At 57.1% G+C, this 26,567-nt stretch carries 29 protein-coding genes; 4 read left to right on the top strand and 25 right to left on the bottom strand.

Annotated features, from left to right (window positions below; all coding sequences use genetic code 11):
- Positions 1-71: 71 nt before the first annotated feature.
- From GOX73_RS10535 to GOX73_RS10480, 12 genes are all read right to left on the bottom strand, one after another.
- Positions 72-776: an ABC transporter ATP-binding protein gene (locus GOX73_RS10535; RefSeq protein WP_217351006.1), complete on the bottom strand. Its 705-nt coding sequence runs from the start codon at positions 774-776 to the stop codon at positions 72-74.
- The gene (locus tag GOX73_RS10530; protein ID WP_171123402.1) at positions 773-1,528 is read right to left on the bottom strand and encodes an ABC transporter ATP-binding protein; all 756 of its coding nucleotides are present in this window, start codon (positions 1,526-1,528) and stop codon (positions 773-775) included. Before GOX73_RS10530 ends, GOX73_RS10535 begins: the two co-directional genes overlap by 4 nt.
- A complete protein-coding gene (locus tag GOX73_RS10525) occupies positions 1,525-2,811 on the bottom strand; it encodes a branched-chain amino acid ABC transporter permease (RefSeq protein WP_171126106.1) in 1,287 nt (428 codons plus the stop codon). Before GOX73_RS10525 ends, GOX73_RS10530 begins: the two co-directional genes overlap by 4 nt.
- Positions 2,808-3,764: a branched-chain amino acid ABC transporter permease gene (locus tag GOX73_RS10520; protein ID WP_171123406.1), complete on the bottom strand. Its 957-nt coding sequence runs from the start codon at positions 3,762-3,764 to the stop codon at positions 2,808-2,810. The genes GOX73_RS10525 and GOX73_RS10520 overlap by 4 nt, the downstream gene beginning before the upstream one ends.
- Positions 3,765-3,852: 88 nt before the next feature.
- A complete protein-coding gene (locus GOX73_RS10515) occupies positions 3,853-5,094 on the bottom strand; it encodes a branched-chain amino acid ABC transporter substrate-binding protein (RefSeq protein ID WP_254428784.1) in 1,242 nt (413 codons plus the stop codon).
- A gap of 294 nt (positions 5,095-5,388) precedes the next feature.
- Positions 5,389-6,171: an IclR family transcriptional regulator gene (locus GOX73_RS10510; RefSeq protein ID WP_171126108.1), complete on the bottom strand. Its 783-nt coding sequence runs from the start codon at positions 6,169-6,171 to the stop codon at positions 5,389-5,391.
- Between the two features lie 10 nt (positions 6,172-6,181).
- A complete protein-coding gene (locus GOX73_RS10505; RefSeq protein ID WP_171126109.1) occupies positions 6,182-7,219 on the bottom strand; it encodes a phosphotransferase family protein in 1,038 nt (345 codons plus the stop codon).
- A 9-nt stretch (positions 7,220-7,228) separates the two neighbouring features.
- Complete coding sequence (locus tag GOX73_RS10500) at positions 7,229-7,879, bottom strand: histidine phosphatase family protein (protein ID WP_171126110.1); 651 nt, start codon at positions 7,877-7,879, stop codon at positions 7,229-7,231.
- Positions 7,880-7,881: 2 nt separating this feature from the next.
- Entirely contained in the window at positions 7,882-8,886 is a 1,005-nt protein-coding gene (locus GOX73_RS10495) for a nitronate monooxygenase family protein (RefSeq protein WP_171126113.1), read from the bottom strand.
- Positions 8,887-10,083: an acetyl-CoA C-acyltransferase gene (locus GOX73_RS10490; RefSeq protein WP_171123418.1), complete on the bottom strand. Its 1,197-nt coding sequence runs from the start codon at positions 10,081-10,083 to the stop codon at positions 8,887-8,889. It abuts the gene before it with no gap.
- Between the two features lie 82 nt (positions 10,084-10,165).
- A complete protein-coding gene (locus GOX73_RS10485; RefSeq protein ID WP_171126115.1) occupies positions 10,166-11,281 on the bottom strand; it encodes an acyl-CoA dehydrogenase family protein in 1,116 nt (371 codons plus the stop codon).
- 45 nt (positions 11,282-11,326) lie between these two features.
- Positions 11,327-12,499, bottom strand: a complete 1,173-nt coding sequence (locus tag GOX73_RS10480; RefSeq protein WP_171126117.1) for an acyl-CoA dehydrogenase family protein — start codon at positions 12,497-12,499, stop codon at positions 11,327-11,329.
- Between the two features lie 142 nt (positions 12,500-12,641).
- On the opposite strand from GOX73_RS10480, the gene GOX73_RS10475 reads away from it, so the two are divergent.
- Positions 12,642-13,640: an NADPH:quinone oxidoreductase family protein gene (locus tag GOX73_RS10475; RefSeq protein ID WP_171126119.1), complete on the top strand. Its 999-nt coding sequence runs from the start codon at positions 12,642-12,644 to the stop codon at positions 13,638-13,640.
- A 27-nt stretch (positions 13,641-13,667) separates the two neighbouring features.
- Here GOX73_RS10475 and GOX73_RS10470 read toward each other — a convergent pair whose 3' ends face one another.
- The 3 genes from GOX73_RS10470 to GOX73_RS20930 form a co-directional block, all read right to left on the bottom strand.
- Positions 13,668-14,324 carry a histidine phosphatase family protein gene (locus GOX73_RS10470; RefSeq protein WP_171126121.1) on the bottom strand — a complete coding sequence of 219 codons (657 nt, stop codon included), beginning with the start codon at positions 14,322-14,324 and terminating at the stop codon, positions 13,668-13,670.
- Between the two features lie 256 nt (positions 14,325-14,580).
- Complete coding sequence (locus tag GOX73_RS10465; RefSeq protein WP_171126123.1) at positions 14,581-14,781, bottom strand: hypothetical protein; 201 nt, start codon at positions 14,779-14,781, stop codon at positions 14,581-14,583.
- Between the two features lie 496 nt (positions 14,782-15,277).
- Complete coding sequence (locus GOX73_RS20930; protein WP_256367694.1) at positions 15,278-15,403, bottom strand: hypothetical protein; 126 nt, start codon at positions 15,401-15,403, stop codon at positions 15,278-15,280.
- A gap of 857 nt (positions 15,404-16,260) precedes the next feature.
- On the opposite strand from GOX73_RS20930, the gene GOX73_RS20925 reads away from it, so the two are divergent.
- From GOX73_RS20925 to GOX73_RS10450, 3 genes are all read left to right on the top strand, one after another.
- The gene (locus tag GOX73_RS20925; RefSeq protein WP_256367695.1) at positions 16,261-16,395 is read left to right on the top strand and encodes a hypothetical protein; all 135 of its coding nucleotides are present in this window, start codon (positions 16,261-16,263) and stop codon (positions 16,393-16,395) included.
- A gap of 63 nt (positions 16,396-16,458) precedes the next feature.
- Positions 16,459-17,700 (top strand): DUF3179 domain-containing (seleno)protein, encoded by a 1,242-nt coding sequence (locus tag GOX73_RS10455; protein WP_171126125.1) that lies wholly within the window; start codon positions 16,459-16,461, stop codon positions 17,698-17,700.
- Between the two features lie 37 nt (positions 17,701-17,737).
- Positions 17,738-18,490: an outer membrane protein gene (locus tag GOX73_RS10450; RefSeq protein ID WP_254429164.1), complete on the top strand. Its 753-nt coding sequence runs from the start codon at positions 17,738-17,740 to the stop codon at positions 18,488-18,490.
- Positions 18,491-18,555: 65 nt separating this feature from the next.
- Here the strand turns inward: GOX73_RS10450 and GOX73_RS10445 are convergent, their stop codons facing one another.
- The 10 genes from GOX73_RS10445 to GOX73_RS10400 form a co-directional block, all read right to left on the bottom strand.
- Positions 18,556-19,002, bottom strand: coding sequence for a hypothetical protein (locus GOX73_RS10445; protein ID WP_171126127.1), 447 nt, complete (start codon positions 19,000-19,002; stop codon positions 18,556-18,558).
- A 233-nt stretch (positions 19,003-19,235) separates the two neighbouring features.
- Positions 19,236-19,793: a TetR/AcrR family transcriptional regulator gene (locus GOX73_RS10440; protein WP_171123438.1), complete on the bottom strand. Its 558-nt coding sequence runs from the start codon at positions 19,791-19,793 to the stop codon at positions 19,236-19,238.
- A 320-nt stretch (positions 19,794-20,113) separates the two neighbouring features.
- The gene (gene comE / locus GOX73_RS10435) at positions 20,114-20,668 is read right to left on the bottom strand and encodes a sulfopyruvate decarboxylase subunit beta (protein ID WP_171123440.1); all 555 of its coding nucleotides are present in this window, start codon (positions 20,666-20,668) and stop codon (positions 20,114-20,116) included.
- Complete coding sequence (gene comD, locus GOX73_RS10430; protein ID WP_170698774.1) at positions 20,665-21,171, bottom strand: sulfopyruvate decarboxylase subunit alpha; 507 nt, start codon at positions 21,169-21,171, stop codon at positions 20,665-20,667. The genes comE and comD overlap by 4 nt, the downstream gene beginning before the upstream one ends.
- Positions 21,172-21,218: 47 nt before the next feature.
- Complete coding sequence (locus GOX73_RS10425; protein ID WP_171126130.1) at positions 21,219-21,629, bottom strand: universal stress protein; 411 nt, start codon at positions 21,627-21,629, stop codon at positions 21,219-21,221.
- Positions 21,630-21,638: 9 nt separating this feature from the next.
- A complete protein-coding gene (locus tag GOX73_RS10420; RefSeq protein WP_171126132.1) occupies positions 21,639-22,619 on the bottom strand; it encodes an alcohol dehydrogenase catalytic domain-containing protein in 981 nt (326 codons plus the stop codon).
- Positions 22,616-23,377: an SDR family NAD(P)-dependent oxidoreductase gene (locus GOX73_RS10415; protein WP_171126134.1), complete on the bottom strand. Its 762-nt coding sequence runs from the start codon at positions 23,375-23,377 to the stop codon at positions 22,616-22,618. The genes GOX73_RS10420 and GOX73_RS10415 overlap by 4 nt, the downstream gene beginning before the upstream one ends.
- A complete protein-coding gene (hisD, locus tag GOX73_RS10410) occupies positions 23,370-24,677 on the bottom strand; it encodes a histidinol dehydrogenase (protein WP_171126136.1) in 1,308 nt (435 codons plus the stop codon). The genes GOX73_RS10415 and hisD overlap by 8 nt, the downstream gene beginning before the upstream one ends.
- A gap of 12 nt (positions 24,678-24,689) precedes the next feature.
- Positions 24,690-26,018, bottom strand: coding sequence for a TRAP transporter large permease (locus tag GOX73_RS10405; protein ID WP_171123450.1), 1,329 nt, complete (start codon positions 26,016-26,018; stop codon positions 24,690-24,692).
- An 11-nt stretch (positions 26,019-26,029) separates the two neighbouring features.
- Positions 26,030-26,542 carry a TRAP transporter small permease gene (locus tag GOX73_RS10400; protein ID WP_171123452.1) on the bottom strand — a complete coding sequence of 171 codons (513 nt, stop codon included), beginning with the start codon at positions 26,540-26,542 and terminating at the stop codon, positions 26,030-26,032.
- Positions 26,543-26,567: the final 25 nt, after the last annotated feature.

The following is a 26,567-nucleotide window of genomic DNA, read 5'->3' as shown; positions in this document are numbered from 1 at the left end:
TCCGCCCCGTAACCAACGCACAAAAAGAGGGCTACAAACGCCCCCTTTTGCTGCCTTGCGACGTGGCGCGCTCAGACCTCCAGCCATTCCTTGCGGATATCGTCGCGCTGTTTCAACTCTTGCGGCGTCCCTTCGAACACCACGTGGCCATGACCCATAACATAGACCCGGTTGGCAATGTCCAAAGCGATGTTCAGCTTCTGTTCCACCAACAGGGTCGAGATGCCGCGCCCGGCGATTTCCTGCAACAGTTCGGCCACGCGTTTGACCATCTGCGGCGACAGCCCCTCGGTCGGTTCGTCGATCATCACCAGATCGGGATCGCCCATCAGGGTCCGGCACATGGTTAGCATCTGCTGCTCTCCGCCGGACAAAACGCTGGCCTCAACGTCGGCGCGGTTATCGAGGTTTTCGAACATGTCGAACATATTCTGCATCGACCAGCGGCCTTCGCCGTCTTTCTGGCCAGGTTTCAGCCCAAGGATCAGGTTTTGCCGCGTGGTAAGACCGGGAAAGATATCCCGGTTTTCAGGCACATAACCGATGCCCAGATTAGCGATCTCGTAGGCTTTTTTACCGGCGATCTCCTGCCCTTTGAACCGGACAGAACCATGTGGTTCGACATCGCCCATCACCGCCTTGCAGGTCGTGGACCGCCCGACCCCGTTGCGCCCCAGCAGGGCCACGATCTCACCCTCGGCGATGTTCAGATTCACACCCTGAAGGATGTGGCTTTTGCCATAGTAGGCGTGCATATCCCTGACTTCGAGCATCAGTGATCCTCCATCGCGGTGCCCAGATAGGCTTCTTGAACTCGGGGATTGCCGCGCACCTCTTCGGGGGTGCCGGTGGCGATGATCTCACCGTAAACCAGAACCGAGATACGGTCGGCCAGACCAAAGACCACACCCATGTCATGTTCCACCATCATCAGCGTCTTGTTTTCGGTCACCTGACGGATCAGTTCGACGATATAGTCGGTTTCCGAATGGCTCATGCCTGCGGTGGGTTCGTCCAGCATGATGACATCCGCCCCGCCCGCGATGGTGATCCCAATCTCAAGCGCGCGCTGCTCGGCATAAGACAGAACCCCTGCTGGCAAATCCCGGCGGGTGGTCAGGTTGATCTGTGCAAGGATTTCATCGGCCGCGTCGGTCAGATCCTGTTTGCGCGACACAAGCGTCCAGAAAGAATACTTGTACCCGCGCGTCCAAAGCAATGCGCAGCGGATATTCTCGAACACCGACATATTGGGAAAGATGTTGGTGATCTGGAACGACCGGCTGAGCCCAAGGCGGTTGATCTGGAACGGAGCCTTGCCCCGCAGATCCTGCCCATGCAATTGCACAGTGCCCGCAGTCTGGGCAAAGCGCCCGGTGATTAGGTTGTACAAGGTGGATTTTCCAGCCCCGTTCGGCCCGATCACCGCATGGCGTTCGCCCTTGCGCACGCTTAGGTCAACGCCCCGGATGATCTCGGTCTGACCAAAGCTTTTCCTCAGATTGGTGATTTCAAGAGCAGACGTCATGCGCCACCTCCATCCAGACTGGTTGCCACGTGATAGCTATTGGCCATCTCAGGCGCGAACCGTTTAGCCAGCCAACCGCCGCCAATCAGCAGAGCGGCTGAAAGCGTCCAGGGCAGGATCGTGTGGCTGTCAAAGCTGATCCAGAACAAGGTCATCTGATGATCCCCCGGCGGGGCATGGCGCAGGTGGAACACCATCTCGATCAGGCAGGCCGCTCCGATAATTGCAAACGCTCCGGGGACCAGCACCTTGGCATAGGGCACGACGAGCGACCTCAGCCGTTTCATTTTGACCGCCGGCGTATGCATCATCAACAGCCCGGCCAAACCGCCGGGGAAATACATCACGGTGACCAGAAACAGCAGGCCGACATACAGGGCCCAAAGCTCGGTTTCCAGCCCCAGCACCGTGCGCAGCAGCGTAAACACGATGGCCCCGATGATCGGACCGAAAAAGAAACCAACACCGCCCAGAAACGTCACAAGAAGGATCTCACCCGAGGTGGCAAGGTTCAGGTTCTCTTCCGTCAGGATTTCGTAGTTGATCGCAAACAGCGCTCCTGCAACCCCGGCAAAGAACCCCGAGGCGACAAAGCTGTGAAACCGCACCCAACGCTGGGAATAGCCCAGAAACTCGGCCCGTTCGGGGTTGTCACGCACCGCATTGGCAATCCGGCCAATGGGCGTGCGCGAGAATAGAAACATCAGCAGCGCCGACAACACAAGCCAAAAGGCCGTCAGATAGTAAACCTCGATCTGGCGCAGGAACTCGATGCCAAAGAAAGGCAGGCCATAGGTCCGGTCACCGCTGATCCCTTCTTCGCCGCCAAAAAACACGACGATGATGATGGAGCAAGCGGCAATCAACTCACCCACGCCAAGCGAGATCATGGCAAAAACCGTGCCCGAACTGCGGGTTGAGAAACTGCCTACGACAATAGCCAGCCCCATCCCGACAAGCCCGCCAAAGATCGGCAAAACCGGCAGCGGCAGCGCGGCGAAAAAGTCGGACATGTTAATGATGTGCATACAGGCAAACCCGCCTACACCCATATAAACCGCATGGCCGAAACTCAGCATACCACCCTGCCCCAGCAACATATTGTAAGCCAGCGCAAAGATGATGGTGATAGCCATCTGGTTCATGACGGTAATGGCAGAATTGGCTGTGAACACCATCGGCAACAGCACCAGCGCGGCAGCCGACAGAAGCCACGGCATGACGACGCCCAGCGAAAGGCCCGGTGCCTGTCTGCTGGCAGAGATTTGAGATGTCTGTGTCATGCCTGCCGCTTTCCGAATAGACCATAGGGCCGGAACACAAGGATCAGGACCATCAGGATATAAGGCAGAATGTCCGCGATCTGCGGCGAGGTCAGCGTCCAGAGATCGCGCCATGCGCTGTCCCAGATCGGGTCAGGCGTGGTAAATCCGATGCCGTTCAGGATGTCTTCCATACGCACGTTATATGCCTTGGAGAACGTGGTCAGCCAGCCGATGATCAGCGACGCGACAAGCGCACCACCAAGGCTGCCCAATCCGCCGATAACGATGGTGACAAACACGATCGAGCCCAGCACGAAAGCCATGCCCGGAAAGGTCGATAGGACCGGCCCCGCGATCACACCGGCGACACCGGCCAAAGCCGTGCCGACGCCGAACACCCCCATGAAGACCAGCGGCACGTTGTGTCCCAGCGCCTCAACTGTCTTAGGGTAACTCAGGGCCGCCTGAATGATCAGTCCTACCCGCGTTCTGGTCAGTATGTAGAGCAGCACGAGGAAGATCGCGACCGAGGTGAAGATCATGAAAATCTTGTAGGCCGGGATAGCATTGCCCGCGATCGAAAAGGCGGTGAATTGCAAAATCTCGGGAATTTCATAGGGCATCGCGCTTTTGCCCCAGATGAACTGCACCAGCTCTTCTATCAGCAAAGCCAGACCGAAGGTGAAGATTAGCTCGGGCACATGACCGTATTGGTGGACTCGGCGCAAACCATAACGCTCGACCAGCGCGCCCAGAACACCGACAATGACCGGCGCGATCAGTAGCCCCATCCAGAACCCCAGAAAGACACTGATTTGAAAAGCAAAATACGCCCCCAGCATATAGAAACTGGCATGGGCAAAGTTCAGAACACCCATCATGGAAAAGATGAGTGTAAGACCCGCGGACAGCATGAACAGAAGCAACCCTGTCACCAGCCCGTCGATCAGGTTGACGGCAATCAATTCCATGCCTGCCCCCTTTCACGAAGAATTTGACAACATCAGACAAGACCAGCCTGCCGCATCGCACGCGGCAGGCTACAAGCGCTCATAGGCGTTAGGGGCGCTTCATCTTGCAGGTGGTTGCCGCATCGGCAGCCGCCATTGTGACCGTGTCCTCAGCCTTCAATCCGAAGCCCGAGTTGTCATAGTCGAACTGCACGTCGTCAGTATGGGCCTGAATGTGCACGTCCTGAATGATCTGATGGTCAATCTCGCGCATTTTCAGCTTGGTGCCCCAGATGCTGTCATGCTCCATACCTTCCAGAGCATAGGCAACCTGAGCCATATCTGTCGCGGTGCCCGCCTCGTTGATGGCTTTGGCCAGCATCTCAACCACGTTGGCAATCCGCGGCTGTGCCGGGTCGGTGTCGGGATAGGCTTCCTTGAAGCCCGTCACAAACGCGGCAGCACGGTCCGAGACCGGCGGGTTGATCTGGCCTTCGCCCACCACCCGCAGCGATCCGACACCGGATTCCCCGAACGCAGCGGTAATGCCGTCAGCCGCGCCGTAATAGGTGTAGATCGGCCCCTCAAAACCGTTCTCAAGCACCGACTTACCCAGATTCAGCATGTCCGCGCCCCAGTTGCCGGTGATCACAAGATCTGCCTCTGACGCCATGATCTTACGGGCATAGGGGGTGAAATCCTTGACCTTGCCGATCGGATGCAACTCGTTTCCGACGATCTCGACATCGGGGCGCTTTTCGCCAAGGAATTTCACGGCAGCGGCGGCCACAGCTTTACCAAAAGAGTAATCCTGCCCGATGATATACACTTTTTCGACGCCATCATCTGCTGCAATCACATCGGTCAGCGCGTCCATCTTGATGTCTGCATTCGCATCAAAGCGGAAATGCCAGAAATTACATTTATCGTTGGTCAGGGCCGGATCAACGGCCGCGTAATTCAGAAAGATAACCTGATTGTCGGGATTGCGGCGGTTGTGCTTGTCGATAGCGTCGGTCAGGGCGTTGGCCACGCCCGAACTGTTGCCCTGCGCAATGAAACGGATGCCCTGATCGATTGCCACCTGCAACTGAATGAGCGATTCCTTGGGGCTGATCTTGTTGTCGAATGCGACGATTTCAAAGTTCTGACCGTCCAGAACACCGCCTTCTTTGTTGACCAGTTCATCGGCGGCAAACTTAAACGTCGCAAGACCCTGATTGCCCGTCGCCGCAAAAGGGCCAGACAATGGGTCGATAAAGGCAATCTTGATATTCTCGGCATATACGGCAGTTGCACTAATCGCCACTGCCAGCGCAGCACTCAAGCCGCGCATTGTTGTATTTTTCATATCATTGTTCCTCCCTGTTATTGTCCGACACACGCCTCCTCCGCAGTGCCGGAAAACACAGGCTCACAGTGACACACCCCCGAAAAGAGTCAACAGTTCCTTTGATTTTTATAGCCTACAATCAATTAGTTAAGAGACCCAAAGGCGCCACCCAAATCTTGAGCAGCGTTCTGATCACCGGTGCAAAATTTTTGTTCAATAGCTAAAAAAACGAACAAACCGGACTAAAGAAATTTCCAAGACTTGCCGCAGAGCCGGTCCAATCGAAATACAGACCCCGGGCAACTTCGGTCCCTAGGCCAGACTAAGATTTTTCCCGGCCTCAACCAGCATCGGGCCATAGACTGTTTCCAGCTCTTTGGGGGTTAGGTGAAAAGACGGACCTCCTACGTTCAGACCAAACACCCGGTTGTCGATGACCGATCTGAAGGCAACCGAGATTCCGTTTACGTCCGGTCGCCAATCTCCATAGCCGGTACAAAAACCCAGCCGGTCCATCTCTTCCTGTGCTGTGTTGAAGCTGCTTTGCCGAAACTCTTCGGTATCGCTGTCCTGCGTCCGCGCGATCTCAAATGCCTGGGCGCGTTCATCTTCGTCCATCGCGGTCAATATCGCCCGCCCCATGGCCGAGCGGAACAAAGGCAGACCCGTCCCAACACGGGCCACCAAGGAAACTTGTTCACGCGAGGTTTCGGTCGCCAGATAAACTGCATTCATTCCATGCCGTTCGCCCAAAGCCACAACAACATACGAGTTGGGACCATTGCGCAACTTCAGCATTTCGCGCCGTGCGCGTTCGGCAATGTCCAGACTTGCCAATACGCCAAACCCCAAAAGCATAACGCCCGCGCTTAGTCGATAGGTGCCAGTGCGATTGTCGACCTCAAGATAATCCAGCTTGCACAATGTGTGGGTCAGGCGCGAAACGGTTGCCTTCGGCAGTCCGGTTCGTTTGGACAGATCGGTGTTGCTAAGTGCGGTATCTCCTTCGCGAAAGCACCGTAGAACGTCCAGCCCCCGCGCCAAAGCGGTGATGAAGTTACGGTCTTTCAGTTCCTCACTGGTGCCCTCGACCATCGTTTACCCCTTAATTCCAACCACTATCCAGCGCACGCAGCCCATGTTCGGCAAAGATCGGAACGAACTGCCCCGACTGTCGCGCACGCTCGGGGTTGGATGCATTACCATCCAAAGCTCGTTTATAAACGCCCTGAATAATTGCGGCCATACGAAAGAAACAAAAAGCCAGGCAGTAGCCGAAATGGTCAATTCCATCCAACCCCCGGTAGGTGCAATAGGCGGCGACAAATTCTTCGTCGGTCATCAAACCTTCTGCGGCACGGTCCACGCTTGCCAGCCCGCGGCCCATACCACCCGGCGGCATCTGCCATTGCATGATCACGGCGGCCAAATCTGCACAGGGATGGCCAATGGTGGATAATTCCCAATCCAAAACAGCCAGCACATCCGGGCTGCTCTTGCAGAAAAGCATATTGTCGATGCGGTAATCGCCATGCACCAGCGTCCGTTGTCCGTCATCCTCGGGGGCCTCATCCACCAGACGCGCCATCAGCCGGTTCATCGCCGCGATGGTCTCGGTTTCCGAAGCGCGGTACTGCTTTGACCAGCGGCCGATCTGACGTTCAAAATAATTCCCCGGCGGCCCGTAATCCGACAGGCCCACCTTGCCGATATCGACGCTGTGCAAGTCTGCCAGTGTTTTGTTCATCGCCTTCTGAATACCGCCCCGCTCGTGCCGGGGTACATCGGGCAATTCGGGAAAGTTGAAGTGCCGCCCGTCCATGAAGTCCATTACATAGAACATCGAGCCGATGACGCTTTCATCTTCGCAAAGAAGATGCATCTTTGACACGGGCACGTCCGTCTCGGCCAACGCCTTTTGCACCCGGTATTCTCGGTCAACCGCATGAGCCGATTTCAACAACTGTCCCGGCGGCTTGCGACGCAGGACATATTTATGCGAAGGCGTGCTTAGCAAGAAGGTTGGATTGGATTGACCGACCTCAAACTTCGTGAACTCGACCGGTCCCTCGAAGCCTTCAATCCTGTCAGACAGATAGTCAGCCACGGCCTTTGCATCTAGGGTCTGGGTCGATTGGGACATCGTAATTCCTCAGCTATGAGTGATCATCTCGGCCTGCGCTACAGGGTGCAGGTGAGGGATTGCGTTAAATTCGGTCAACCCGACACCCCGCGATGAGAACAGGAACCGAGACTGAGAGGTGTTGCGAAGTTGCAGGTTCAATTCCATCATTTGCGGATTGGGCGCATTCAATACAGACGACGTGATCTGGCCAATGGGTCCACCGGACGAAACCACAAGAACCCGCCGGGCCTCGGTTTGTGTGACAAAACGCAAGGCAGCGGCGACGCGCGCCGAAAACTCGGCCCAGCTTTCCGACGCGTCGGGCAAGCCACCTTCCTGCCAGTGCAGGATGGTTTCCCTTAGCGCACGGAAATGGGTTTTGCGATCCCCCTGTACCCTCTGGGGAACGTCGCCGCCGAAACGTGCGTTTAGCAGGTCCTTGAAATCATACTCGTTCAAACCCGCATGTCGTTCGGGCGCCGCACTAAACCCCATCGAGGCCAGCGTTTCGGCATGGCGCGCCAATGTACCAGTTATCAGTCGGTCCGGAACCCAACCCGTGCCCTGCAACCAGTCGCCCAATTGAGCAGACTGCCGGTGCCCCAGATCCGAGAGTTTGTCGTAATTGTCCGCCCCGAACGAGGCCTGTGCGTGGCGGACAAGAAGAAGCTCTGCCATATTCAGCCCGGGAACTGCCGCGCAAGACTGGCGCCAGCAGCCAGATACTCATCTGCAATTCGGTCAACCAGCGCCCGGGCAGGCCCGATGCTTTTGACCGCGCCAATGCCTTGGCCAGAACCCCAGATCGTTTTCCACGCTTTGGGCTTTTCGCGGTCAGTCGAAAAATTCATCGAGGTCGGGTCCGCTGTGGGCAGGTTTTCAGGATCCATTCCTGCATTCACAATCGACCCACGCAGGTAATTGCCCCAGACGCCGGTGAACAGCGAAGAATAGACGATGTCATCCCCGGCGCTGTCCACGATCATCTGTTTGTAGCCGGGATCGGCATTGGCCTCATCCGTGGCAATAAAGGGTGACCCAACATAGCCGAAATCAGCCCCCATCGCCAAAGCTCCCAGCAGCGAGTTGCCCGAGGCAATCGCCCCAGACAGCGCCAGCGGCCCATCGAACCATTCGCGAATTTCACGGATCAGGGCGAAAGGCGACAGCGATCCGGCGTGCCCCCCTGCTCCGGCGGCTACGGCCACCAGACCATCGGCCCCTTTCTCGATCGCTTTTTTTGCGAACTTGTTGTTGATGATGTCGTGAAACACGACGCCACCATAGGAATGCGCGGCCTCGTTCACTTCGACCCGTGCGCCCAAAGAGGTGATCCAGACCGGGACCTCGTGCTTCACGCAGATGTCGATGTCCCGCTGCAACCGTCCGTTTGACCGGTGCACAATCTGGTTCACCGCATAAGGCGCAGCCGGGTTGTCGGGGTTTTCCTGATTATGCCTGTCCAACTCTTCTTTGATGCGGGTTAACCAGGCGTCCAGCAGGGGCGGCTCGCCTTCGGCCTCTCGCGCGTTGAGCGCAGGGAAAGAGCCGATGATGCCTGCCTTACATTGCTCAATCACCAGGTCAGGGTTCGAGATGATGAACAGCGGTGAGCCGATCATCGGAATGCGCAGACCCCGCAGAACCTTCGGCAGATGTGAATCGTCGCGGTTCCAAGCGGTCATTTATAGAACCTCGAACAGGCCAGCGCCGCCCATGCCACCACCGATGCACATGGTGCAGACCACATATTTGGCGCCGCGCCGCTTGCCTTCGATCAGGGCATGACCCACCATCCGCGCGCCGGACATGCCATACGGGTGGCCGACAGAAATCGCGCCACCATCGACGTTCATAATCTCGTTGGGAATGCCCAGACGGTCGCGGGAATACAGAACCTGCACTGCGAAGGCCTCGTTGAATTCCCACAGGTCGATGTCGTCCATGGTCAAGCCATGCGCCTTTAGCAGCTTGGGTACGGCAAAGACGGGACCGATGCCCATCTCATCCGGCTCACACCCAGCAGCCATCACACCGACGTAGCGGCCCAGAGGTTCCAGTCCTTTTTGTTCTGCAACCTTGGCCTCCATGATCACCGAGGCCGATGCCCCATCCGACAACTGCGAGGCATTGCCCGCCGTGATGCATTTGCCTTCCTTGATGTGGATGCCATCCTTGAACACCGGCTGCAGACCGGCCAGAGACTCGACCGTGGTCGAGGGGCGATTGCCCTCATCCTTGTCCAGCGTCACCTCATGTTCTGATATCTCGCCGGTTTCGCGGTTCTGCATTTTCATCACCGTAGTCATCGGAACGATCTCGGCGTCAAACCTGCCTGCCTGCTGCGCGGCATGGGTGCGCGCCTGAGACTGCGCGGCGTATTCATCCTGATATTCACGGCTCAAACCATAGCGTTCGCCAACGGTTTCGGCGGTTTCAAGCATGGTCATGTAAAGCTCGGGCTTGTGTTCAACGATCCACGGGTCGCGCCCCACGCGCATCTCAGGCGTCTGCACCGTCGAAATACTCTCAACGCCGCCGCCGATCACTACATCCATGCCATCGTGCACCACTTGCTTGGCTGCCGTGGCAATCGCCATCATCCCCGAGGCGCACTGACGGTCTAACGTCATACCGCCCACTGTTACCGGCAAACCGGCCCTGATAGCGGCTTGGCGGCCAATGTTGCCCGCCTGATAGCCCTGTTGCAGGGCGGCACCCACGACGCAGTCCTCGATCTCGGCCGGATCAACGCCAGAGCGTTGCACCGCGTGTTCAATGGCATGGCTCATCAGAGCTTGCGGGGTGGTAGCATTGAAAGCGCCGCGATAGGCTTTGCCAATCGGGGTACGTGCTGTTGAGACGATCACTGCGTCGCGCATTTCGTTTGTCCTTTCGACGGATTATGCTGTCTGTTTCGAAAACTTCACATTTAACCAAAGGGGCGAACGGGCCCCGGTGCGATTAGAACCCCCGCAATCCGGCCACGATTTCGGCGTGATAACTATAATCCCCAAGCCATTCCGCCGAGACCCGCGCCCGTTTCATGTAGAACCCCATGTCAAACGCATCGGTCATGCCGATGCCGCCATGCATCTGGACCCCCTCCATCACCGCCAGCTTTGCGGTCTTGGTCGCTCGGGCCTTGGCCAGCGACACGGCAAGGGTGGCGTCCTTAGGATTTTCATCCAGCATCCGCCCGGCGTGCAGAATGGCGGAACTGGTCACTTCGGTCTCGCACCAAAGATGCGCCGCGCGGTGTTGCAGGGCCTGAAACGCGCCGATTGGAACGCCGAATTGCTTACGCTCTTTCAGATATTCAACCGTCATGCCAAAGGCCCCGGCGGCCAAACCTGCGGCCTCGGCCGCCAAGGCGGCCTGACCAGCCTCCAGCGTCGGCCGCAAGATTTCCATGGCATCGCCAACCGTGCCCAGAACATCCTCGCCCGTGGCCTCGACATCCACAAACCTGATCCGCGCTGATGAGCGCGCGTCGATCATATCCGAAACTGACCGTTCCACGCCGTCACGGTCGGCGGGGATATCAAACAGGGTCAAACCTTCGTCCGCTTGGGCCAGAACAAGCAATCGGTCGGCAAAGCCGCCGTCCACCACAAAGCTCTTGTCGCCGTTCAGACGGAAACCGTTGCCGTCCTTGGTGGCGGCCAATGTCGTCTTATCCGGTGCGTGTTTACGGCCTTCGTCGATGGCCAGCGCATAGGTTCGTTCACCCGCCGCGATCGCCTGCAGCGCGGCATAAGCCCTATCATCCGCCACCTGCCGCAACGCAGTTGCCGCCATTACCGCTGTCGAGATAAATGGCGTCACAGCAAGTGTTTTGCCCATTTCACCGGCCAGAACCCCGGCGGCGGCATGGCCCATATCCGACCCGCCTTGCGCCTCGGGAACCAGAATACCGGCCCAACCCATCTGCGCCATCTCAGCCCAAAGCGCGGGATCATGCGCTTCGCCCACATCCCGCATGGCGCGCAGCTTACCAACCGGGGCAGCCTGATCCAAAAAACCGCGCGCAGCATCGGCCAGCATCAACTCTTCTTCGGTTTTCACCAATTTGGTCATGCGTGACCCTTTCTGCCCATGATCAGTAACCGCTTGCGCCCAAAGTCACGACGGCAATCCCAAGACTCGCTTGGCTACAATGCCCAACATCACCTCGGACGTGCCACCTTCGATGGAATTCGCCTTGGTGCGCAGCCAATCGGACGGGCGTGTGCCCATAGACCCATCCCACTCCAGTGCGTCCGACCCGCCCGAGTCCATCAACACCTCAAACACGCGCTTGTTCAGCTCGGTGCCCATGTATTTCAACATCGCCGAGGCATCACCCGCGCCGTGACCTGCTTCGGCCTGATCCTTGTAGCGTTCCAGCGTCAGCCCAATGGCCAACGCATCAACCTCGGTCTGAATTGCTTCGGCGCGCAGACTAGCGCTGAGGGCACCGTCACTTTCGTCGGTCAGCACCGCACCAAGAGACCGGCCCGACCCCATCAACCCACCGGCCCCGCCCGAGATCATCTCGCGTTCATGGGTCAGCAGGTATTTCGCCACGTCCCACCCTTTGTTGACCTCGTGCACAACCTGTTCCTTGGGCACTTTGACATCATCAAAGAAGGTCTCGCAAAAAGGCGACTCACTCGAGATCAGGCGAATGGGGCTGGTCGAAATGCCGGGCGTTTCCATATCGACCAGAATGAAGGAAATCCCCTTGTGCTTGGGCGCGTCGCGGTCAGTGCGCACCAACACGAAAATCCAATCCGCCTTGTCGGCATATGACGTCCAGACTTTCTGGCCATTGACCAGCCAGTGATCCCCCTTGTCCTCGCACTTGGTCTGCAAGGACGCCAGGTCAGAACCCGCGCCGGGTTCTGAATAACCCTGACACCAGCGTATTTCGCCGCGCGCGATTGGCGGCAGATAGTGCAATTTCTGCTCTTCGGTTCCAAATTGCAGCAGCGCAGGCCCCAGCATCCAGATACCAAAGCTTTCAAGCGGGGAACGCGCCCTGATACGGCGCATTTCTTCGTGGAACACCTTTTCCCGCGCCCGATCCAGACCGGCCCCGCCATAGGCGCGCGGCCATGTGGGAACTGTCAGCCCCTGTGCCGCACACCGCTCTAGCCAGTCTTTCTGCGCCTGCGATTCAAACTCCCAGCGCTTGCCGCCCCAACAGATTGTTGCTTCGCTTGAACTACGATCGCGCATCTCGGCCGGGCAGTTTTCCTCTAGCCACGCACGCAAAGCGGCCCGGAAAAGATTCGGCTCGGTAATATTGTGCATCGCGTCCTCCCACGCCTCACAGAACCCAAGCTCTGCGACGCCGTTCCGCTGTGCAGAATTGCATTTCAATTTCGTGTTGACAACCCCTCTCTACGCCCGATGATGCTTGCCAAGAGCGCTCAGGCGTCGCGAGGAGGACCCCATGAAAGCCATGCTAAGCACCGCCACGGGCGGCCCCGAAACACTGGAACTGACTGAACTGCCAGACCCGACGCCAGGCAAGGGACAGGTTGTGATACGTGTCCACGCGGCAGCGCTGAATTTCCCTGACACTTTGATGATTCGGGATCTTTATCAGATTAAGCCACCCCGCCCGTTTGCCCCCGGCGGCGAAATCGCGGGCGAAGTTGTTGCCTTGGGTGAAGGCGTAAGCGATCTGGCGGTGGGCGATCGGATACTCGCGCTGACCTCATATGGCGGATTTGCCACCCATGTCGCGATTGACGCGTGGCGCGCGGCGAAAATCCCCGATGCCATGCCCTATGAAGATGCAGCCTGCTTTGTTTTCACCTACGGCACGTCCTATCACGCGCTGAAGGACCGCGGCTATCTGGCTAATGGGGATACCCTGTTGATCCTTGGCGCTGCCGGTGGCGTAGGGGCTGCGGCGATCGAGCTGGGCAAGGCCATGGGTGCGCGCGTAATTGCGGCCGTCTCGTCCGAGGAAAAGGCCGATTTCTGCCGCCGGATTGGCGCAGATGAAACGCTCATCTATGCACGTGAAATGGACAGCCGCGACGCACAAAAAGAACTGTCGGCGCAGGTCAAGGCGCTGGCCGGGCCGAATGGGGTTAACGTGGCCTATGACGCAGTCGGCGGCGGATATGCCGAGCCGGTCATCCGCGCCATGGCCTGGGACGGGCGGTTTCTGGTTGTTGGCTTCCCTGCGGGCATTCCAAAGATACCGGCCAATCTTGCGCTGCTGAAAAGCTGCCAGATTGTTGGTGTGTTCTGGGGTGCGTCAGTGATGCGCGATCCTGCGGCACATGCCGCGAATATGGAGGACCTGTTCACACTGTACACGGAGGGCAAGATCAAACCCCAGATCTCAGCCAGCTTTCCCCTGGAACAGGCTGCCGAGGCCCTCAAGCTGATGGATAATAGAAAAGCGATGGGGAAAGTTGTTCTGACAATGAGCTAAAGCACGGCGCAGTCTTTCCTGCGGGCGCTATTCCAGATGCGCCATGTCATTGTACCCGCGCACCACCATCTTATCGCCATGGATCACCAACCGGGTGAAAGAGCCATTGGCCGCGCCCAGAAAAGTCATGGCAGGCACGCCTGTGGCAATCGACATGGCGGCGGCGATCACCCCGCCATGGACAAACGCGGCCACGCGCTGATCGGGATGCGCCGCTGCGATCCGCAACAACCCGGCGCGAACACGCCCGGTGAACTGAGCTGTGGTTTCCGCCCCCGGAATCTCACCCCATTCATGGCTGGCCTCAGCGCGTTGAAAAGCCGGATGCCGCTCGGCCGCGCGAATGCGGTACTCTCCGCCATCCCAGTCGCCCAGAAAAACTTCGCGCAGATCGCGTTCTTCGATCGGCTCCAAGGCCAGATGCTCCAGCAGCGGTGCCGCTGTTTGGCGGGTGCGTCGCAATGTAGTGACGTAGACGGCAGAAAAGGGAACCGACTTCAGCCGCGCTGCAACGGCCTCGGCCTGACTTTCGCCATTCGGATGCAAGGCCGGATCGCCATGCCCGTCTTTCAGCGGGAAGGGTTTGCCCGGTATCGCCGGCTCGGATTCACCGTGTCGGACCAGCAAAATATCCGCTGCACCTGCAGGCGGAACAAAAACATGCTGGCGAAACTCTTTGGTCATGGCGCGCGTCCTTTTCAGCATTCCACACGACACAACACCACCCCCGCGCCAAGCGCAACGTCCTGATGCCGATTGACGATAAATAGGTCGCGAACCCAGAAGGTCGCCCATCTCTAAACGGTAGTGAATAGTGTTATAGGGCTGAAAACTGCGCAGACCGGCAAAAACAAGGGCGCGCGCATGATGTTAAGATGTCTTTTGAACGGCTCGGTCCATTCGGAGCCTCTCACCCTATGTTGGGGTGAGCCTGCCTCGCTTACATCAGAAGCGCGGCGTAGCTTTCGGCGGATGCGTTGTGCAGGAAATAGGCCAACAGCAACGCGCATACGGAAATAGGAGCTATCAACTCCATCGCATCCCTAATGAACTTTGAGGAGCCATTCCCGCGCAGGCCCGAGTCCGCTGTCTTGGACTTCCGCGCTGCTGGGAACAGCTCCTTTGAGATATATTTAACCATGTTCAACTCGTTACTAACTACTTTGGACAACCTATTCCCCTCTAATTTAACCCAATATTAACGCTGTGATAATTCAGCTATTGCCGGGGACTTTGCCACCAAATCCGGGGATATTAATCCGCAGGATCGCCCATTGTTGAAATACCCAGAACGGTGACAGCGATCGTACCCTTCGTGAGCTAGCGAAAGAAGAACAGACAAGTGTGGACCCTTATCTGGGTCGTAGCCTTGCTTTAGTCCCTTAACGTCTGGTTCCGGTCTTGGGACGGCGGCTTTGGAAGCAGCACGCAGTATCTCCTTCCTCTTTCCCCGGTTCTCATGGCTTTGGCGGCCAAGATTTTTGTAGACCTTGGCCGTAGCGCCGACAAACCTGCGCTGTTCATTTTTTCGGCGCTTGTTTTGTGTTTCTACTGGTGGCTCGCTTGGGCACCAGCCGATACCAGCGGTAAGCCGCACAAGTGTGCCGGACCTTCCGCACACTCAGCGTCTTATTGGTTCAGTGATATTGGTTCACCTGACGCTGCATCTTGGAACACAGACGCAGAATTCGAAGGATGGGATACACGATTCCGTTTGAATTCGAGGGGTCAACAAAGGGTTCGTTTTTGGTCGGGTGGGACATGACTGCCTCCTAAGCTTACCTAAGGTTAACTCAGACCCGGAACATGTTCTGTGAACAAGGGCACACAAGACCAAACCATGTCCCGTATTGGCGTATAAAATGGCGCCGCACATAATGGGTCGAGATCACCCTTAAATGGGTATTATCAGTGCAAAGCCTGTGAAGATGGGAACGCAGCAACAGCCTTTACCGGAATTTTCATCCAAAAATCTGCTTATTCAAGAATTTAGGGAGCCATCTCCCTAACTGGCGGAAACGGCTCCCACAAATTTGGTCATTCAACATTTAACTCGTTACTCAACGTGTCATACAATTATCATTCACAGCCTCGCTTGGAAAATTATCGACGCATTTTTTGCGACTTGAGAGGTTTTTCGATCAATACTCAGAACAGTGACAAAGCACATCGGCACACTGTTTACTGATTAGAGACTTTAGCGGGCGAAAATTCCCGCCAAGCGACCAATTTGAGCCAAAAGTTTGAGAATCTTCTGTGGGCTTAATCAGGTCGTCGATTCATTACGTTCCAAGGCCATAGAAACGGCAATCTTGGTGCCTCGCAGGGCGCAAGGCTTGTCAGAATTACATAGTAATGTTTCTATGTGATCAGCGCTTTAGCGACAAAACAGGACTTTAGCACGCACAATTGGGAGGATTTCTATGAAACTGCATTGCTTGGTCGCATTGTCGGCGAGCCTTAATTGTTCGCAGACCTTCGCACAAGATGCGCCGATCCAGCACGATGCAGAGTTCTATGTCCTCCAGGCGCAATACGCCCAGAAATGGGCCCAGGATGAAGCTGCCGTGGACGAGGCGCGTGGGGCGGGGCCGAGTTCGTTCGGATACTGGGCCGGCACATGGCCCGCAAAGAGAAATTCCCGGACACTCAACCTGCGATTGGTGTTCCCTATGAAGGGATCGAAAACATCCGACCGGAAACCCAGCGGGCGGTCGAGGCATTTCTCGCAAAACAAGGCTCGTCCATGCAGTAATCAGAACCCCCTTTGCCGCAACCCTGCCAAAGGCCCAAGCATTATAGACATCAAGGAACACAAATGGCTGCAAATCTAATTTTCGCTTTTGGCTTGGTCATCTCGCTTGGCATCGGATTTCTGTACTTTCGCGATCTTGGGGACGTTTCGCAGATGCTGCTGAAGGTCAAGCGCGAAAACATGGTGCGCTTTATCCGGCATGAATACACCCTGATCGCCGTTGGGCTGGGAAGCTTCGTGGTCGCTACGCTGGTGCATTTCATTTTTGGCAGCGGGCTGTTCTGGCTATGGATCATTTCAGCTTTGCTTGTGATCTTCCTTTATGGATTTCCCTATGTCTGGGTCCACTTGGGACTTAGAAACCAACTGAACGATGCCGCCTTTTTCCCGATTTCAGAAGCCCGGAAATACGTCGGCCCGTCAGCGCCCGTTATCGTAATTGAAAACAAGGGACACGCCCGCGCGCATCCCGATGCACAGATCATGAGGCCTCATCTGGCTGGCGATGTGAACGGGTTGGGCGGAGAGGACATCGTGATGACCTATTGCGCGATGGCAAATCTTGGACAGGGCTATGCCCCCCGGATCGAGGGCAAGCGTCTTGATCTGGAAGTTCTGGCACAGCACGGCAACAACCTGATCCTGCGCGACAATGAAACCGGTGAGCCAATCCAACACATCTATGGGTTCCGCGAAGCCGACCGGGACCCAGAGGCCGATGGCCTTGCCTGCCCCCTGCGGCCCGAAGCGCAAATGACGCCTTGGCCGACCTACCGGATGACGTTTCGCGGCTTTCAGAAAGCCTTTCCCGAGGGCGAAGTCTTTCTGAACCCACCCTCGCCAAATCTGGCTTTGCGTCTGCTGGACATGATCACTGAGATCACGTTCGGCTGGGGCATCGGGCGTCAGCATCAAGAGGACGCCCCTGTCATGGACAACATGGATCGGACCGACAATCGCTTGCCCAACAAAACCTATGTTTGGGGGATCACTATTGGCAATGACGCCGCTTGTTGGACGGATGACTTCGTGGTCGACAACAATTGGATCGTCAACGCCAATGTCGGCGGGCGCGATGTAGTCGTCAGCCTGGACCCCAAATACGAAAGCCTTGGCGTATGGTACAATGACAGCGGCCAGCCTGTGACGCGCTGTGACTTTTGGGGGATGTCGGATCAGGGCCGGTTGAAACGTGTCGAAACGCTGCGCGCGGGCGTGTTCTGGCATGTCTGGTCCGAGTTCTTTCCGGAAACCGACATCAATCGCGTTTCACGAGGGGAGACCAAAAGCGAAGCGGTCGCCTGACACACAATTTCACGCTTAACGATCTTGGGAGGGATCAATGGCTATTACGAAAAGACTTAGAGATACCGCACTGAAACTGGCATTCGCCGCGACGCTGCCCACTTCAGTTTACGCGCAACAGTCTGATTGGTCTTATCAGGCCACGATTTACCTGTTTACGCCCGAAACAGAAGTGTCCCAGGAAACGCCCAATGGAACAGTAGAGGGAACTCTGGCCTTTTCAGACGCGCTGGAAAACCTCGATCTGGCGTTCATGGGTACCTTTGCGGCAACCAACGGGCGGTGGTCCATTTTGGCCGACTATAACTATACCGACCTTTCGTTCAGCAACGACACGCCCGGTCCGGCCAGTTCCGGCGTCGAAACATCACTGACCACGCAGTTCCTGAGCGGCTATCTGGGGTACAGGGTGTTGACCTCAGACACCTCGACCGTCGATTTGGCCGGAGGGTTCCGGTGGTTCCGAACCCAAACAGATTTTACCGTTTTACCGGGAGCCGCGCCGGGACGGATGGTAAATGTCGACGAAAGTTGGACCGACCCTGTAATCGGCGTCCGAGCGCGCATGAGGTTCAATGAACGATGGTCCGGAACCGGGTTTTTCGACTATGGCGGATTCACAAGCGACAGCGAAACCTGGCAAGTTCTGCTGACGGCAGACTATGCAATCAACGACCGATGGTTGCTAAGAGGGGGGTACCGCTATATCTCGTTCGATCACGAAATAAACGGCGGCGACTTCAAGTTTGATCAATCCGGCCCGCTATTTGGGGCAACCTATCGGTTCTAGCCGGTTGCTTTGCACACAAACGGGAAATGCGTCTGGGATCGCCGCAATTCCCGCTGCTAGGCGTATCAGGTCACAGGTACTTTGATACGCTGCGGCGATGCGTCAAAAGCGAAAGCAGGTGACATCGTTTCAAGCACATTCTGATGCGCCACCTGAACCCACGAACGAACCTGCAGCAGGATCGCTGCCCCGCCGACAACGATTGTCGCGCCTATCATGGGAGAGGCCGCAAGTTCATAGTTTTGGGTGCTGGCGATCCACAATGCGAACCCAAGGCGGGTCACGGCCACCGCGTCCGTTACGCGGGTCAGCTTAGGCAGGAAATAAGACGTGATCGCAGACGCGCACACGATCAACCCCATGTAGATAAACCCCGCCAGAACCGGCAGCGGCAATCCCAACCGTGTAGCATCGACATGCGAGTACAGAACACAACCCGCCGAGAACGCGAGGAAGGCAATGGAATAAAGTCTGCGCTTTTCCCGGTTTAGATGTTCGACAATCCGTTTCACGGCAAAGCCCCTGAGCCAACTGACCAGACCTTTCTGAAGCCGGAATTTGTGGTTGATCTGACGAAATCTGGGCGGAAATGAGACTTTGCCACCGAAGGACCAAGACTGCGTGGTCACCTTAGTGCGGCGTTTCAAATTTTCCTTCGGCTTGGAAATGGCCAGTCGGAGGCGTCGGAAAAAAGATCAGGCTTTGGTAGCACCGGAAAAGTTTAATAAATCAACGGCCAGCCGGGTTATTCCTCGACAAATATCACCAGCAGCAAGCGGCGGATCTCCAATACAAAGTCTTCCTTCGACTGGGAAATGACCAACGCGCCGCGCGCGGCGGTTATGACCAGATAAGAAAGGTCTTGCGCGCGTTCCGAAGTGGACGCCAGACCTTGCCGCAACAGAAATTCACCCAGTTTTGCAACATAGGCCCCTGGCCAGTTTTCCGGCTGCGCCGCCGCAATCTCCAACGCATCTTCCAGCAGCTTTGCACCATGGTCCGTTTTGGATATTTCCAACGAGTCGCTCACGACATGAAGCAGGACTTCTTCCAAAACTTGAAGCGGAGCGCCGTCACCTTTCTCCAAAAGCTCAAATACATTCCGGTACAGGGTTTCGGTATAAGTTCTCAGCGCCCACGTATAGCAGGACTCTTTCGAGCCGAATTTCTTGTAGATCGACTGACGGGACAGCCTGACCGCCTTCGCGATGTCTTCCATGGATGTCTTACGGAACCCGTATTGCGCAAACGTGTTCATCACATCACGGGGATCAACACCCGAAATCGTTGGCGCCGTTACCATGTCTTACCTCTCATCAACCCGGTGCATGACGGATACCTACCCTTAGGCAGGTGCAAGTCCGCTCATCTTCAGGTTGCCTCTTCCTGTCGCGTCACGTTTTGCCTGCACGAATTCATCAGCCGCTACTCCCCGTTTGAATCAAATTAGGCTTCAAACCTGAGGCAGGGCCGAACGTCGCGACTTTTTTGGGGACTTGGTTTACACAACCAGTATAACTTGCCAACGGCTCTTGGCGTCGCAGTTGCGTTGCAACTGACGAAACTAGCCAAAAAAACCGTCGCCTGCGGAACGCAAGCGACGACTCGACTAATTTGACAGCATCAGGATTGCACGGCTTTCATGAACCGGTCTCGGATCACGACGGGGTCCATCGTAATCGGTGGCATTTTCGCGTTACCGCTTTCGCACTTACTGACGATGATCGTCATTTTCTTGGCGTCCAGCGCCTCCTGCAGCACGCGGCCTGTATCCTCGGCCTGACATTCGATCACCCGATCGCAGCCCGCCGCCTCGGCCATTTTGGCAAGCGAGGTTTTTTGCCCGGCATAGGTGGGTTGATCGCCCGTCGACCCATATGACCCGTTGTCGACAATCAGCAGGATGTAATTGTCAGCCACGTTATTGGCGATAGTGGGCAAAGTGCCAAGATTGGTCAAAACAGACCCATCGCCGTCGATGACGATAACCGGCTTAGGTTGGGCAAGCGCCAAACCCAAACCGATGGAAGAGGCCAGACCCATCGTGCCCAACATATAGAAATTGGTCGGCTGATCGTCGATTGCGTGAAGCTCCTGACTGGGGATACCAATGTTGCAGACCACCAGTTGATCCCGCAAGATCGGAGCGATTTCTTTAAGGATTTCTGAACGGATCATTGGTCGCCGTAGCCTCCCCAAAAGTTGGCATCGGTCAGAATGGCGACCGGTTTGTTGCACATGAAAGTGTATTTCAGGATTGCGTCCAATTCCTCGACATCCGCTTGATGGTGAAAGTGGTAGGTCGGGATGTTCAACTGGGCAAGCAGGGCCTTCGTGTGCACCGCCATTTCAACCTGACAGGCGATGGGTTCACGCAGTTCTCCGCGATACGAAATCAGCATGGGCAGCGGCATCCGGTAGTACTGAATCAACGTCGCAAGCGTGTTGATCGTTACACCAATTGCCGTGTTCTGCATGATGATGGCCGGGCGCTTTCCGCCCATCCATGCACCTGCACACAGGCCCATGCCCTCATCCTCTTTGTTGGAAGGGATGTGGTAGATGCCATCACGCTCATCAATCTCGGCGATGACGCCCGCCAGTTGCTTGCACGGGACGGTGGTGACGAACGAGATATCGTTGGCCATCAGATCATCCGTGATCTTTTTGTCTATGTTCATGTCCAGTTTGTCAGTCCTGATTGGGGCGCAAAAGCGCGATTGACGGGTTACGGCCTGCGGTGCACATGCACGGCACAGGCCGCATGACGGACGACGCGCGAGGCGGTCGACCCCAGAAAATAGTCGCTGAGGCCAGGCTTGTGCGACCCTATGACGATGCATTCAACGTCGTTGTCACTGGCATAGTCGATAATGGTCCGTGCGGTGTGGCCCTTGATGATATCGCACTTGATCCCTTCAATATCCGACACTTTTTCGCGCAGAAGGTTGCGCGCAGCGCGGAACCCTTCGGCGACTACGTCCTTATCCAGATATGCGCTGACCGACCCTTGCGGCATTTCATAGACATGCAGGGCTATGATCTCGGTATCTTCGGCGGACAAGGCACGTGCAACCTGCAATGTGTGCTGTGACAACCCATGATCCAGCGCCATCGGCACGAGAATTTTCTTGTACATAAAAGCCTCCTACTCCCATGGCGCGAGGATGATCTTGGGCGCGGAAACCGCACCCCTCCGCAGATCCTGGAATGCGCGCGCGCCGTCAGACAACGCGCGTGCCTCGACCCAGTCAAGCGCACCCAGACGGCCATCAAAAATGGCCTGTGCGGTTTCTCGGAAATCCTCAGCCGTATATGTATAGGTGCCGAAAAACGTGATTTCCTGCAAGGTCATACGGCGCACATCCAGCCCGCCGCTATCCTCACCCAAACCCGCATGAGCGATCACCCCGCCCGGCTGTGCCAGAGCGGAGGCCGTCGCGCGGGTCGCGGCAAACCCGACCGCATCAATGATCAGCGGAAACGTATCGGTGGTTTCAGCGACTAGCTCAAAAGGGATCGCATTTTGCAGATATGCGCGTCGCAATGTGTTTGGCTCAACAATCTGAACGTTTTCGACCCCCATTGCGGACAGGGCCAGCGCAGCGGCAACCCCGATGGCGCCGCCGCCCAACACCAGCGCGCGACGCTCCATGGATGAATGCAACGCCTCAAGCCCAAGGCGCGCCGCATGCCACCCCACGGCCAGCGGTTCCGCCAAAACAGCCTGTGAAAGGCTGACATGCTGCGGCACCTCGATCAAATTTCGTTCTGGCATGGCAACAAACTGTGCAAAAGCACCTTCACGGGGCGGCATTGAGATGATCTGACGGTCCGGGCACAGGTTTTCGCGCCCAGCAGAACAAGCACTACAACGTCCACAGGAAACCAGCGGGTTAATGGTAACCCGCGCGCCGTCACGAGGGCCGCCTACAATAACGCCAGCCGCCTCATGTCCAAGGATCAACGGTGCCGGTCGACGCGCATCATGGCCCAGATAGGCGTGCATGTCCGACCCGCAGATCCCGACCGCTTGGATCCGGATGAGGTGCTCGCCCGGATTGGGCTTGGCATCCGGGACATCCCGATAGGCCACGTGTTCGACACCTTCATAGACCAAAGCCTTCATTTTGCGGTGAACCCCCCATCAACCATCAGCACCTGCCCGGTGACATAGTCCGACGCGCGCGAGCACAAAAACAAGATCGGGCCGTTGATGTCCGCCAATTCGCCATTGCGGCGAATACAGGTCTGGGCCGCATTACGTTCCGCGCGGTCAGGATCATCAAAAACGGCGCGCGTCAGATCGGTTGGGAAGAACCCCGGCCCTATTGCATTGGCCGTGATGCCGAAGGGCGACCATGCCTCGGCCATTGCACGGGTCAATTGGCCTATCCCCGCCTTCGTGGCACCATAGGAAACACCACCCGGAAAGGCGCGCGTCGTCTGTAGCGAGGCGAAATTCACGATACGGCCCCACCCCTTTTTTTTCATCTCAGGAACCATCGACTGGCTTATAAAAAATGGTGCGCTGAGATTCACAGCCAATGTCTGATCCCACCCCTCGGGGGTCACGTCATCGGCTGTCTCACGGGTGTTCAACCCAGCCGCGTGGACGAGGATATCCGGCGCACCAAACTTGGCCGAGACTTCCCGCGTCAGTGCATCCACACGCGATCTGTCTGAAATGTCGGCGACGACCGCATCGGCATTTTCGTCGATCTCTTCGATCAGCCCGACCAAAGCCTCGGATCGGCGCGCAACGCCCACAACCTGCGCCCCCGCAGCCGCCAGAACCTTGGCCACCTGTCGCCCTAGGCCCGAGCTTGCACCGGTTACACAGGCAACTCTGCCTCTCAGGTCAAAAAGCGCGCGCGGGTCATCCATCTGCGGTCAGGTCAAATTGTTCGTCGGGGAAATACTTGGCCAAACGCACGTCTGCGGCACGTGCATGGCCTTCCATCCCTTCCAGCCGAGAAATGCGGGCGGTTGCGACGGCAATAGGCTTGGACCCTTCCCTTGTTGCACGCTGCCACGTGACGATCTTCATGTATTTGTGAACGCTCAAGCCACCAGTATAGCTGGCCGCGCCCGATGTCGGCAGAACATGGTTCGTCCCCGTTGCCTTATCGCCATAGGAAACCGTGGTTTCTTCACCCAAAAACAAGGAGCCATAGCAGGTCAGCCGATCCAGCCACCAATCCAGATCCTCGGCCTGAACGGTCAGATGTTCGGGCGCGTAGGCGTCGGAACAGGCGGCCATTTCCTCGCGATCCGAGCAGACAATCACTTCGGCATAATCCCGCCACGCGGCAGAGGCGTTTTCGCGGTTCAATTCGGGCAGGTCTGCGATCAAGGTGGGAACCAGCTCCATCACTTTTTGCGCCAAAGCCCGATCATCCGTCACCAGCCAGACGGGTGAGTTATACCCATGTTCGGCCTGACTGACCAAATCGGTTGCCACCACATGCGCGTCGGCGGATTTATCCGCAAGGATCAAGCTGTCGGTCGGTCCTGCGATCATGTCGATGCCGACCTTGCCATAGAGGATACGCTTGGCCTCGGCCACGAACTGATTGCCGGGGCCCACAAGGATATTCGCGCGCGGCAGTCCGAACAGGCCATAGGTCATCGCAGCCACGCCCTGCACCCCACCCATGGCCAGAATGCTATCGGCCCCGCAGATATGTGCGGCATAGACAATGGCCGGGGCAACCCCTTCTCCGGGTTTTGGAGGAGAACACGCGGTGATATGGCGGCACCCGGCCACCTTTGCCGTCGTCACCGTCATGATCGCGCTGGCGATGTGGCTATACCGTCCGCCGGGCACATAACAACCCGCCGCATCCACCGGGATCGCCTTTTGCCCTGCGACGAAACCGGGCACGATCTCCATCTCAACGTCGGAAACGGTTGCTTTTTGCGTTTCGGCAAAGCGACGCACGTTGTCATGGGCAAACCGGATGTCGGCCTTCAGCTTTTCGGGCACCCGCGCGATGGCCGCGTCAATCTCGGCCTGAGTCATCAGCACGTTGCCCTCGAACTTGTCGAACTTCGCCGCGTATTCCATGGCCTTGGCGTCGCCACCCGTTTCGATATCGGCAAGGATTGTCTTCACCGTGTCATGCACCTCGGTTGCATGAGACAGCGGGGTTAGCGTCGCTTTTTTCAAATACTCGCGCGGCATGGTTGGAAAACCCTATTGGTAGATTTCAGGAAGCAGCGTGGTCGACACAGCCGGAACATAGGCGATCAGAATAACCACGATCAGCATTGTCAAAACAAAAGGAACGGCACGGGCTGCAATCTTGAGGATCGACTCGCCGGTAATCCCCGAGACCACGAACAGGTTCAGCCCTAATGGGGGCGTAATGAACCCGACGCCCAGCGCAGTGATCATCATGATGCAGAACTGGATCTCATTCATGCCGATGTTATCCGCCAGCGGTTTCAGGATCGGTGCAAGGATCACGATATTCGGCGTCGTTTCCATCACACATCCGGCCGCGATCAGGATGCCGATCATCAGCAGGATCAGCAGATATGGATCGTCAGTCAACGAGGTCACGGCGGTCACAAAGCCCTGCGGCACACCCATGATCGCCAACGCCTCGGCCAAGGGCGCGGAAAAGGCGATGATCGGCAGGATCACCCCGTTTACCTTGGCCGAACTGACCAACATTGACGGAAAGTCGGCCAGCGTCAGGGTGCGCAGGATGAAGCCCATGATAATGGTGACAACCACGGCGGTCGCGCCCGCCTCGGTCGGGGTCAGGCGGCCCGAGAAGATGCCGTAGAAGATTATCCCCGGCACGATGAAAGCGTACCAGCCGGATTTCAGCGCCTTGCCCAGATTGGCCAACCACTCGCCCATGGTCATCATTCCGCCGCCCTCATAGGCGTAGATGCGGTTCATGATGATGTTGGTCACAAGGATCGAGACCAAAATGGCCAGTCCGGGGATCAACGCCGCCAGAAACAGGGTCGATGCGGAAATCCCCAGCACCAGACCAATGATGATATAAGCGATCGATGGCGGGATCAGGATGCCGGTACAGGCCCCGGCAGCCACCAGCGCACAGGCATAGGGGCGGGGATAGCCGCTTTCGACCAGTCGGTTGATCGTCATTCGGCCCACAGCAGCAGCACCCGCCGCGTCCGAGCCCGAGATGGCGGCGAACATGCCGCAGACCAGAACGGTAGCCGAGCCAAACCCGCCCTTGGCAAAACACGTCAGCGCCTCGGCCACATCCAGGAATTTGCGCGACAGCCCCGTTCGGACCAGCACGTCGCCCGTCAGGATGAACAGCGGCACGGCAGTCAGGGCAAAGGCGTCGATGCCGGTGAACAGACTTTCACCCACAAGGCTGAGCGGCAGATCGCCCGACATAATTAGCATCACGATGGCCGCCGTACCGATGGCCGCCCAGACGGGTACGGCCAGTGCAATCAGGCCAACGAACAGGATCACCGGCAGGTAAAAATCCCATCCCAGTTCAACGGTTTGATTAAGGGAACCCCAAAGCATCGCGTGTCCCCTCAGTCAAACAGCTTATCGCCTTCGAAGACGGGCTTGCCGTCCCTCAGGCATTTCAGATCGCGCATCAGCGACTGGATCAGCCGCCAGATCATCAGCGCAAAACCGGTGGGCACGGCCATCAGGAACCAGACCTTTGACACGCGCAGCCCATCCGTGACCGAGCCGAACTTGGCCGAAACATGCACAGCCTCGTACGACCAATAAAGCGCGATGACGGCCACGCCGAACATCACCAGATCGCCAAAGATATACAGCAGCGCCTTGGGACGCGGCCCGAGATAATGCATGATCACGTCGATGCGGATATGGGCACGTTCCTTGACCGCCGCCGCTGCACCAATCCAAGCAAGGTAGATAAAGGAATAGCGAACGATCTCTTCGCCCCAGATCGACGAATACGCGAAAATTTCGCGCCGCAGGACCTCGATGGCCATGGTGATGACCAGCATCACGTAGAACACCAGCAGCAGCCAGCGTTCGGCGTTGCGGTCTATGTTTTGAAGTAAGGTCATCTGTTCCCTCGGCGTGCAGGCAGTC

The organism is Ruegeria sp. HKCCD7221 (genome assembly GCF_013031225.1).
In the GTDB taxonomy this organism is placed as follows: Bacteria; Pseudomonadota; Alphaproteobacteria; order Rhodobacterales; family Rhodobacteraceae; genus Ruegeria.
Note: the sequence above shows the minus strand (reverse complement) of the source record. Positions and strands in the feature narration are given on the sequence as shown.

What these genes read in the sequence shown, in the direction of transcription:
- GOX73_RS10530 (WP_171123402.1), bottom strand. Translation starts at nt 1,528, where the DNA reads ATGACGTCTGCTCTTGAAATCACCAATCTGAGGAAAAGCTTTGGTCAG.
- GOX73_RS10525 (WP_171126106.1), bottom strand. Translation starts at nt 2,811, where the DNA reads ATGACACAGACATCTCAAATCTCTGCCAGCAGACAGGCACCGGGCCTT.
- GOX73_RS10520 (WP_171123406.1), bottom strand. Translation starts at nt 3,764, where the DNA reads ATGGAATTGATTGCCGTCAACCTGATCGACGGGCTGGTGACAGGGTTG.
- GOX73_RS10515 (WP_254428784.1), bottom strand. Translation starts at nt 5,094, where the DNA reads ATGAAAAATACAACAATGCGCGGCTTGAGTGCTGCGCTGGCAGTGGCG.
- GOX73_RS10510 (WP_171126108.1), bottom strand. Translation starts at nt 6,171, where the DNA reads ATGGTCGAGGGCACCAGTGAGGAACTGAAAGACCGTAACTTCATCACC.
- GOX73_RS10505 (WP_171126109.1), bottom strand. Translation starts at nt 7,219, where the DNA reads ATGTCCCAATCGACCCAGACCCTAGATGCAAAGGCCGTGGCTGACTAT.
- GOX73_RS10500 (WP_171126110.1), bottom strand. Translation starts at nt 7,879, where the DNA reads ATGGCAGAGCTTCTTCTTGTCCGCCACGCACAGGCCTCGTTCGGGGCG.
- GOX73_RS10495 (WP_171126113.1), bottom strand. Translation starts at nt 8,886, where the DNA reads ATGACCGCTTGGAACCGCGACGATTCACATCTGCCGAAGGTTCTGCGG.
- GOX73_RS10490 (WP_171123418.1), bottom strand. Translation starts at nt 10,083, where the DNA reads ATGCGCGACGCAGTGATCGTCTCAACAGCACGTACCCCGATTGGCAAA.
- GOX73_RS10485 (WP_171126115.1), bottom strand. Translation starts at nt 11,281, where the DNA reads ATGACCAAATTGGTGAAAACCGAAGAAGAGTTGATGCTGGCCGATGCT.
- GOX73_RS10480 (WP_171126117.1), bottom strand. Translation starts at nt 12,499, where the DNA reads ATGCACAATATTACCGAGCCGAATCTTTTCCGGGCCGCTTTGCGTGCG.
- GOX73_RS10475 (WP_171126119.1), top strand. Translation starts at nt 12,642, where the DNA reads ATGAAAGCCATGCTAAGCACCGCCACGGGCGGCCCCGAAACACTGGAA.
- GOX73_RS10470 (WP_171126121.1), bottom strand. Translation starts at nt 14,324, where the DNA reads ATGACCAAAGAGTTTCGCCAGCATGTTTTTGTTCCGCCTGCAGGTGCA.
- GOX73_RS10465 (WP_171126123.1), bottom strand. Translation starts at nt 14,781, where the DNA reads ATGGTTAAATATATCTCAAAGGAGCTGTTCCCAGCAGCGCGGAAGTCC.
- GOX73_RS20930 (WP_256367694.1), bottom strand. Translation starts at nt 15,403, where the DNA reads ATGTCCCACCCGACCAAAAACGAACCCTTTGTTGACCCCTCGAATTCA.
- GOX73_RS20925 (WP_256367695.1), top strand. Translation starts at nt 16,261, where the DNA reads ATGGCCCGCAAAGAGAAATTCCCGGACACTCAACCTGCGATTGGTGTT.
- GOX73_RS10455 (WP_171126125.1), top strand. Translation starts at nt 16,459, where the DNA reads ATGGCTGCAAATCTAATTTTCGCTTTTGGCTTGGTCATCTCGCTTGGC.
- GOX73_RS10450 (WP_254429164.1), top strand. Translation starts at nt 17,738, where the DNA reads ATGGCTATTACGAAAAGACTTAGAGATACCGCACTGAAACTGGCATTC.
- GOX73_RS10440 (WP_171123438.1), bottom strand. Translation starts at nt 19,793, where the DNA reads ATGGTAACGGCGCCAACGATTTCGGGTGTTGATCCCCGTGATGTGATG.
- comE (WP_171123440.1), bottom strand. Translation starts at nt 20,668, where the DNA reads ATGATCCGTTCAGAAATCCTTAAAGAAATCGCTCCGATCTTGCGGGAT.
- comD (WP_170698774.1), bottom strand. Translation starts at nt 21,171, where the DNA reads ATGAACATAGACAAAAAGATCACGGATGATCTGATGGCCAACGATATC.
- GOX73_RS10425 (WP_171126130.1), bottom strand. Translation starts at nt 21,629, where the DNA reads ATGTACAAGAAAATTCTCGTGCCGATGGCGCTGGATCATGGGTTGTCA.
- GOX73_RS10420 (WP_171126132.1), bottom strand. Translation starts at nt 22,619, where the DNA reads ATGAAGGCTTTGGTCTATGAAGGTGTCGAACACGTGGCCTATCGGGAT.
- GOX73_RS10415 (WP_171126134.1), bottom strand. Translation starts at nt 23,377, where the DNA reads ATGGATGACCCGCGCGCGCTTTTTGACCTGAGAGGCAGAGTTGCCTGT.
- hisD (WP_171126136.1), bottom strand. Translation starts at nt 24,677, where the DNA reads ATGCCGCGCGAGTATTTGAAAAAAGCGACGCTAACCCCGCTGTCTCAT.
- GOX73_RS10405 (WP_171123450.1), bottom strand. Translation starts at nt 26,018, where the DNA reads ATGCTTTGGGGTTCCCTTAATCAAACCGTTGAACTGGGATGGGATTTT.
- GOX73_RS10400 (WP_171123452.1), bottom strand. Translation starts at nt 26,542, where the DNA reads ATGACCTTACTTCAAAACATAGACCGCAACGCCGAACGCTGGCTGCTG.